Origin of the sequence: Acinetobacter lwoffii, assembly GCF_022809915.1 — a bacterium.
GTDB lineage: Bacteria > Pseudomonadota > Gammaproteobacteria > Pseudomonadales > Moraxellaceae > Acinetobacter > Acinetobacter lwoffii_M.
Genome location: NZ_JALGQY010000057.1, coordinates 1 through 6,259, shown reverse-complemented (window position 1 = coordinate 6,259; position 6,259 = coordinate 1). Strand labels below are relative to the sequence as shown.

The window sequence follows — 6,259 nt, the reverse complement described above, 5'->3', positions numbered from 1 at the left end:
CAAGGATTAATGCACAACTAACGGAAAATATTTAGCTAAATGTCAATATTGATCTACCCTAAGTTTTCCCGTACTTTGGTTGTTGAAGTCTGAGATAAAACACACAGTAAATATGCTGTTGCAGCATATTCGCGATGTAAACTTACGAAGATGGAAGGGCTGAAAAACCCATCGCTGCCTACCACAGCATTAATGGGCTTTCAGTAAATTTCAACTGGCATTCATATCCCAGTGAAGGAGGTTGCAATATATTGCATATGCAAGCCTAATTTAAACATCTTAACTTTGGTTAATCAACGTTAATCAACTTTGAATTGTTTTGAAGATATGGATGCCCCTGAATTATAAGGGGAACTAATCATGAGGTTTGTGATTTATACGTTCTTTGAAGTATTGGGCTATATCGCTGATGCGTTACAGCTCTATAGCTTCTTTATTAGTTAGATATGGAATAGCCCATCTTCGGATGGGCTATATTTTTATAAATATGTAAATCGTTTTAATTTTGATTTATGGGTCTGTCTATGAAAGCTTTGTTCTGTACAAAGCAACCTATCATTAGTCCATAGTTTTAGAGGTTACCAATGAATATCTAAAACTATTTTATGATTTAAGTCATATTGAGTGGTGGATCGTGTTCTATTAAATCCTCTAATAGAAGTATGATCAGTATGGTCAACGTAGCCAATAACATTGCCAGTAGAGTCAATGATTTCATATTTATAAATATCCGTCTCCCCTAAAGAGCCTTTCATTTTATGACTAACTTGAATCAGTTGTTCCCCTGAGTTAAGTTTTAATTTATCTTTTAATTCCATAGCTTAGTACCTTTAATTTCAATTTTTTATTAAGTCTCTAAGAGAAGAAGCTTAAATTTTTGTTAATTCTATAAATTTCATTCAATTAGTAAAATTAGTTTTTAATTAATTGATTAATCAGAACAAGTATATAATTAGGGTTATCTAAAACTTAGCTGACCCTAATTAGATATATCTAACTTAAAATCTTGGATTTAGATGTTCTCGTGTTCTTGGATACAAGGGCTCTCTTTCATATCGTTGTATTAATTCTCTAAAAACCTTATCTCTGAATGGAGGGTATTGATAGTTTACACCATTGAAGGGGGGGTTCTCTTCATCCTTCTTTTTATAGAATTCAATCAATTCCAAAATTTCAGATTCTTTTATGTCTAAGAACTGTGAGTAAACACCTATAACTTGAAGGGGAATATCTGTTTTACCTCGTTCCCAATCTGATATATAGCTAATGCTTCGTCCACAGAAATTAGCAATGACTTCTTGATTCACATGTCTTGCAGTCCGTAAAGCTTTCAGTATTGTGCCAGCTATTGTCCTTCTATCTATCATTTTACTTTCCTCAGATTTGACCTGAAAAAAGATTATCAAGATTTTATCCAAAAGAATCTGTAAAAAAATACAGATTTATTACTTATTGATTTAAATAATAATTTAACTTTTTTTCAAAAAATAGATAAACTATCATTAGACTATACATAAAAGATAAATCACTAAATGATAAAAATATCTATCATTAGACTTTTAAAAATTATTAAATGATAGTATTATTGTTAAACTTATTTAATTAAGTCTAATTGATAGAAGGCTAATAGCATGACAGTTCGAATCTATGTAAGAGCAAGTACAAAAGATCAGGATGCAGAAAGAGCATTAGCTGATTTAATTTACCTTTCAAAAGCTTATGCAAGCTCTTATGAAGCTTATGTAGAAAACTACAGTGGAACTAAACTTGATAGACCTATCTTGAGTCGTTTACTTGAAGAAGCTCAACAAGGTGACATTCTTTTAGTGGAATCAGTAGATCGCCTATCTAGGCTTTCTCAAGATGACTTTTCAATATTAAAACAACGGATTAAAGAAAAAGGTTTACGATTAGTTGTAGCTGATTTACCTACTACTCATGCACAACAAGAAGGTATGTCTGGAGAAATTCTAAGAGTAATTAACGACATGTTAATTGACCTTCTAGCAACTATGGCAAAGTTAGACAACGACAAGCGTAAAGAACGTATTAAGCAAGGTTTAGAAAGAAGTGGATATAAACCTACAGGCAAGAAGGCTGATTTAAATAAGCATTCAAGGATTAAAGAATTGAATAAAAAAGGATTAACTAAAGAAGAAATAGCTAAAGCTGTAGGTTGCGGTGTGGCAACTGTTTATAGAGTGTTAAAGGGATAGTAGATGGAGATCTGTTCGCTTGATTGGGATATAGCATATAAATACTTTCAAACAATCCTAACAATTACCATAGCTGGGGTAGTTTATTTCTTATGGCATAAACAGAAGGGAAAGGAAGTCATTTCAAATGAGGCCAAAGAGATATTTAAGTTATTAGAGGAAGTATCTCTAAAAAGTCAGACTGTTTTTGAGCAAATGCTTAAGATGGTTATACACAGTAAAACACCAAATGATTTTGAGGAAGAATTGATTGTAGAATTCAGGAATATGAACATAGATATAAGAAAGCGTCTGAATTTAATCCGATATAAAAATAATAATAAAAAAACATTATTACTAATTGATCTTTTTGATGAAACTTATGGGGAATTCATACTTCATTACTTTCATAATAATAGTGAGAGTTTAAAAAAGCTAATGGCCGATGAAACAAGATATAGAGACACAGTAGAGAATTTAAAAAAAGATATGTATGAATATGCTCTATATAAAAAAATACTTTAAAATTCTAGGTTAATTAGTAGGATATTTTAAATAATTACCCCCCATCAAATATAGAAAGCAGTACATGGGTTCAACTATAAGATGTATCTAGATTGTAACAAGAAGGGATGAAAATCCCTATTTTAATCTTAGGGTTTAATAAAGCTTATTATTATAACTATCAACTAATTAAGTCATTGTTTTACTATAGATTCTTTAACAATACCCATAAATAAATAGAAAGTTTATTTTCAGCAAAAATTCAAAATTATTTTATTACTATCCGTAATCTAGTGAATTGTGCTACAAATGGTTTACAAATGAAAAAGCCCCGATGACATACAAACTTGGCGGAATGGTGTCAATCGAGGCTTGAATCCTTAGAACATGTTTGCACATGATCTGTACTCATAATACAGCTTCATTGTGCATTTGCAAACAGTGAAGTTAGCAATGCAACAATTACCATTAACTCTTGATCAATTTAGAAACAGTATTCCAGCTAAACCATATGCTACGGATGATTTAGCCTTTGGTTTAAAAATACAAAATAAAGAAAAAGCCCTTCTAAAACGCTATCTCTCAGTAAACCATCGTTATTATTTAAAATGGCTCGTATTTGATCTTGATATTCCAGCCAGTGTTGCTGAATACAGGTATTCAATGGTTGGCATTCCAGCACCAAATTTAATTGTAGAAAATCCTATAAATGGACACTCCCATTTTCTCTATGAATTAACAGAAGCAATTTACCTCAGTGATTCAGCTAGAGATAAACCAATACGCTATGCAAATGCTGTTTACAGCGCTTTAAGGGCGCTTTTAGGTGCTGATGTAGGGTACACAGGATTAATAACTAAAAATGCCTTACACGAGCAATGGAGAGCATATAGCTATAGGTCTACTCCCTACTCTCTCAAATCCTTAGCTGATAGTCTTGAAATTACTTGGCACCAAGTTAAAAAGCCAATTTCAACGCAGGAAGCAATATATCTAGGTCGTAATTGCAAGATCTTTGATGACGTGCGTCACTGGGCTTATATCGAGATAAGAAAGCATAGAGGGAGCGTTTATGATCAATGGCATAAAGCTGTACTTAATCAATGTGAAAAGGTAAATGCTACTTTCACTCAGCCGTTGGGATATAACGAAATTAAGGCAATAGCAAAATCTATTTCTAGATGGGTATGGAAGCGTGATTCATATTGCTATCAAGAGTTTATAGATCGTCAGACCCATAAAGGTAGATTAGGGGGTCAAGCTAAGAAAGCAGCTTACGACAGTAAACGTACACAAGCATTTATTTTAAAGAATAAGGGATTGAATAACACACAGATTGCTAAGGAGCTAGATGTTGCCCGAATGACAGTATGCCGTTGGTTTAAAGGGGTGTAACAATAGCCTAAATCAGTTCTGTGACGTTTCTCCTCATATTTCTATGTTTGTTGGTTTCTTATATTCACTTTTACCGCACTAAAACGGAATACTTATCTTCTGTATTTCTTATGTTAAATCTTAATATTAATAATTAACTATTTATACTTAAGTCCTTTCTGTATAAGGCTCTAATCCTATTTTCTTATCTGTTGCATTATTAGCAATTGATAGGATCTAACTTATGATTTCTTAATGCAGTATAGGATATGTATGAATATTCAATATATAATCATTATTATTTAATTATATGGATGATAGATTGGAATCAAGTGAAGATAAAACTAAGAGAAAGATGATTGATCTCTTATCTAACTATCAATGGTTATATCAATATTCAATATTCTGTGATGTACATGATTTAGAGTATGAAGAAGCAAGAGATGTTGCTATGTCATGGATACATGATTTTGATGATAAGAAGCTTAGGGATTATTTAAGAAAGACAAATGAAACAGCAATATTATTTGTCACTAGAGCTGGAACAATCAGAAAAAGATCAGACAGAAAACTTGTTAGACAAATATATTTAACGCTCTATTGCAATGAAGCTTTAAATCTAGATGCTTGTGAGCGATATGGTTCTCATAATTTAAATGTAATTCGTAGAAAGGTACACGCTTGGAAGATTGCTTCAACTTGTAATGCAATACAACGACAAGCTTTGCATAACCTAGATAGCTTAGGTGAGAAGAAGCGTTATACAGTTATCAATAGAAAACATTTAATTCCAATATAAGATCATATATTTAAGTAGCGTTACATGTCACCTTAATGTAACTTTTAATTATCTTTAATGTAGGGTTACACACATGAAAGCAATGTCGGTGATTGAGATTGCCAATTTATATGGGATGAATCGACAAAGTATTTATAAAAGAATAAAGAAAGGTGATCTAAGCAAGAATAGTGATGGTCGTATTGATCTAGCAGAAGCTATCCGAGTATTTGGAGAACCAGCACAAAGAAGTAACTCAAATGTCACCCAGTTACAGTCTACACAGGTACAAAAGTCGGCAGAAGTAGACATATTAAAACAACAGGTAGACATGCTTCAAAAACAGCTAGAACTTGCTCAGGAACGTGAATCATTTCAACGTCAACAATTACAAGCAAAAGATGATCAGATATTCTCATTACAATTGTTATTGGGCGCTCCAAAGCAGCAAGCAGAAGTAGAGCAAGTGAAAGAACCTGAGCAAGAGATAGCAGTAGAGAAATATCAACAAGAAGTATCCATACCGAAAGATGAAACTCAGCAACCAGTTAAGCGCCGTAGCTTATTTGGGCGAGTAATAAATGCAATTTTAGATTAAGTTTATAAAATCTAGTAAGTATTGAGTACAAAAATGAAATTTAAGTTAATGATTTTTATAGGGTATCTTCCTTTCCATTCAGCTTTAGCGCAAATGAATCAAGAGGAAAATATATACCTCAATATGACTGAATATGTTCATGTAACTCTAGATTTAAGGATGAAGAAAGATTATCTCAATCTTTTAGAGAGTAAAGATGCTATCTCAAAAGAAGAATTGAAAAGAAAACAAGATATTATCTTATGTAGTCAAGCACTTTTTCATTCTCAATATGATGAATTTTTAAAAGGGTATAAGTATCAGCTTAGTACAAAAACTATTAATCATTTGTCTGAGGAAAAAGAAGAATTAGAAAGAAGACTTAGACAAGAAAGACCAACATGTGAAGATGAAGAACTAGATAGTTATATACAAGAAGTAATGAAAAGTATTCTTTTCAATTCAAATAATGAATAAAGAAAATAATACTTAGAATTTAACTACTGGCAGATGATGATCACAGGGGAATATTGCACTTCCATGGGCTAAATAAACCAGTTGATCATCCAGATGGGTTGAATGATTCAGTTGATCATCATAATTATAGAAAATAAATAAAACAGAATATGACTTCTTGATTCAGCAGTTGTCAGTTATCCACAGCGCTATCCATAAGCGTTTTTCAGCAGTTTTATTATCCCAATCCTTGCCTGATAAGGCTTATACAAAAATCAATAAAATAGCGATATTTTTACAAGGATTAATGCACAACTAACGGAAAATATTTAGCTAAATGTCAATATTGATCTACCCTAAGTTTTCCCGTACTTT

8 protein-coding genes are annotated in these 6,259 nt (G+C 32.0%); 6 read left to right on the top strand and 2 right to left on the bottom strand.

Annotated features, from left to right (window positions below; all coding sequences use genetic code 11):
- Positions 1-578: 578 nt before the first annotated feature.
- Entirely contained in the window at positions 579-818 is a 240-nt protein-coding gene (locus MTX11_RS16060) for a hypothetical protein (RefSeq protein WP_243475571.1), read from the bottom strand.
- A gap of 180 nt (positions 819-998) precedes the next feature.
- On the bottom strand, positions 999-1,367 hold the full coding sequence (locus MTX11_RS16055; RefSeq protein ID WP_243475570.1) for a helix-turn-helix domain-containing protein: 369 nt from the start codon (positions 1,365-1,367) through the stop codon (positions 999-1,001).
- Between the two features lie 264 nt (positions 1,368-1,631).
- On the opposite strand from MTX11_RS16055, the gene MTX11_RS16050 reads away from it, so the two are divergent.
- From MTX11_RS16050 to MTX11_RS16025, 6 genes are all read left to right on the top strand, one after another.
- Positions 1,632-2,216 carry a recombinase family protein gene (locus MTX11_RS16050; RefSeq protein ID WP_243475569.1) on the top strand — a complete coding sequence of 195 codons (585 nt, stop codon included), beginning with the start codon at positions 1,632-1,634 and terminating at the stop codon, positions 2,214-2,216.
- A gap of 3 nt (positions 2,217-2,219) precedes the next feature.
- Positions 2,220-2,720 carry a hypothetical protein gene (locus tag MTX11_RS16045; RefSeq protein ID WP_243475568.1) on the top strand — a complete coding sequence of 167 codons (501 nt, stop codon included), beginning with the start codon at positions 2,220-2,222 and terminating at the stop codon, positions 2,718-2,720.
- A gap of 432 nt (positions 2,721-3,152) precedes the next feature.
- Entirely contained in the window at positions 3,153-4,094 is a 942-nt protein-coding gene (locus MTX11_RS16040) for a replication initiation protein (protein WP_243475575.1), read from the top strand.
- A gap of 301 nt (positions 4,095-4,395) precedes the next feature.
- A complete protein-coding gene (locus MTX11_RS16035; RefSeq protein WP_243475574.1) occupies positions 4,396-4,872 on the top strand; it encodes a hypothetical protein in 477 nt (158 codons plus the stop codon).
- 73 nt (positions 4,873-4,945) lie between these two features.
- Positions 4,946-5,449 (top strand): plasmid replication DNA-binding protein, encoded by a 504-nt coding sequence (locus MTX11_RS16030; RefSeq protein WP_243475573.1) that lies wholly within the window; start codon positions 4,946-4,948, stop codon positions 5,447-5,449.
- A gap of 33 nt (positions 5,450-5,482) precedes the next feature.
- Positions 5,483-5,905: a hypothetical protein gene (locus MTX11_RS16025; RefSeq protein WP_243475572.1), complete on the top strand. Its 423-nt coding sequence runs from the start codon at positions 5,483-5,485 to the stop codon at positions 5,903-5,905.
- Positions 5,906-6,259: the final 354 nt, after the last annotated feature.

Bases quoted from the DNA above. Each gene is read 5' to 3' on its own strand.
- MTX11_RS16055 (WP_243475570.1), bottom strand. From the start codon at position 1,367: ATGATAGATAGAAGGACAATAGCTGGCACAATACTGAAAGCTTTACGG.
- MTX11_RS16030 (WP_243475573.1), top strand. From the start codon at position 4,946: ATGAAAGCAATGTCGGTGATTGAGATTGCCAATTTATATGGGATGAAT.
- MTX11_RS16050 (WP_243475569.1), top strand. From the start codon at position 1,632: ATGACAGTTCGAATCTATGTAAGAGCAAGTACAAAAGATCAGGATGCA.
- MTX11_RS16045 (WP_243475568.1), top strand. From the start codon at position 2,220: ATGGAGATCTGTTCGCTTGATTGGGATATAGCATATAAATACTTTCAA.
- MTX11_RS16025 (WP_243475572.1), top strand. From the start codon at position 5,483: ATGAAATTTAAGTTAATGATTTTTATAGGGTATCTTCCTTTCCATTCA.
- MTX11_RS16040 (WP_243475575.1), top strand. From the start codon at position 3,153: ATGCAACAATTACCATTAACTCTTGATCAATTTAGAAACAGTATTCCA.
- MTX11_RS16060 (WP_243475571.1), bottom strand. From the start codon at position 818: ATGGAATTAAAAGATAAATTAAAACTTAACTCAGGGGAACAACTGATT.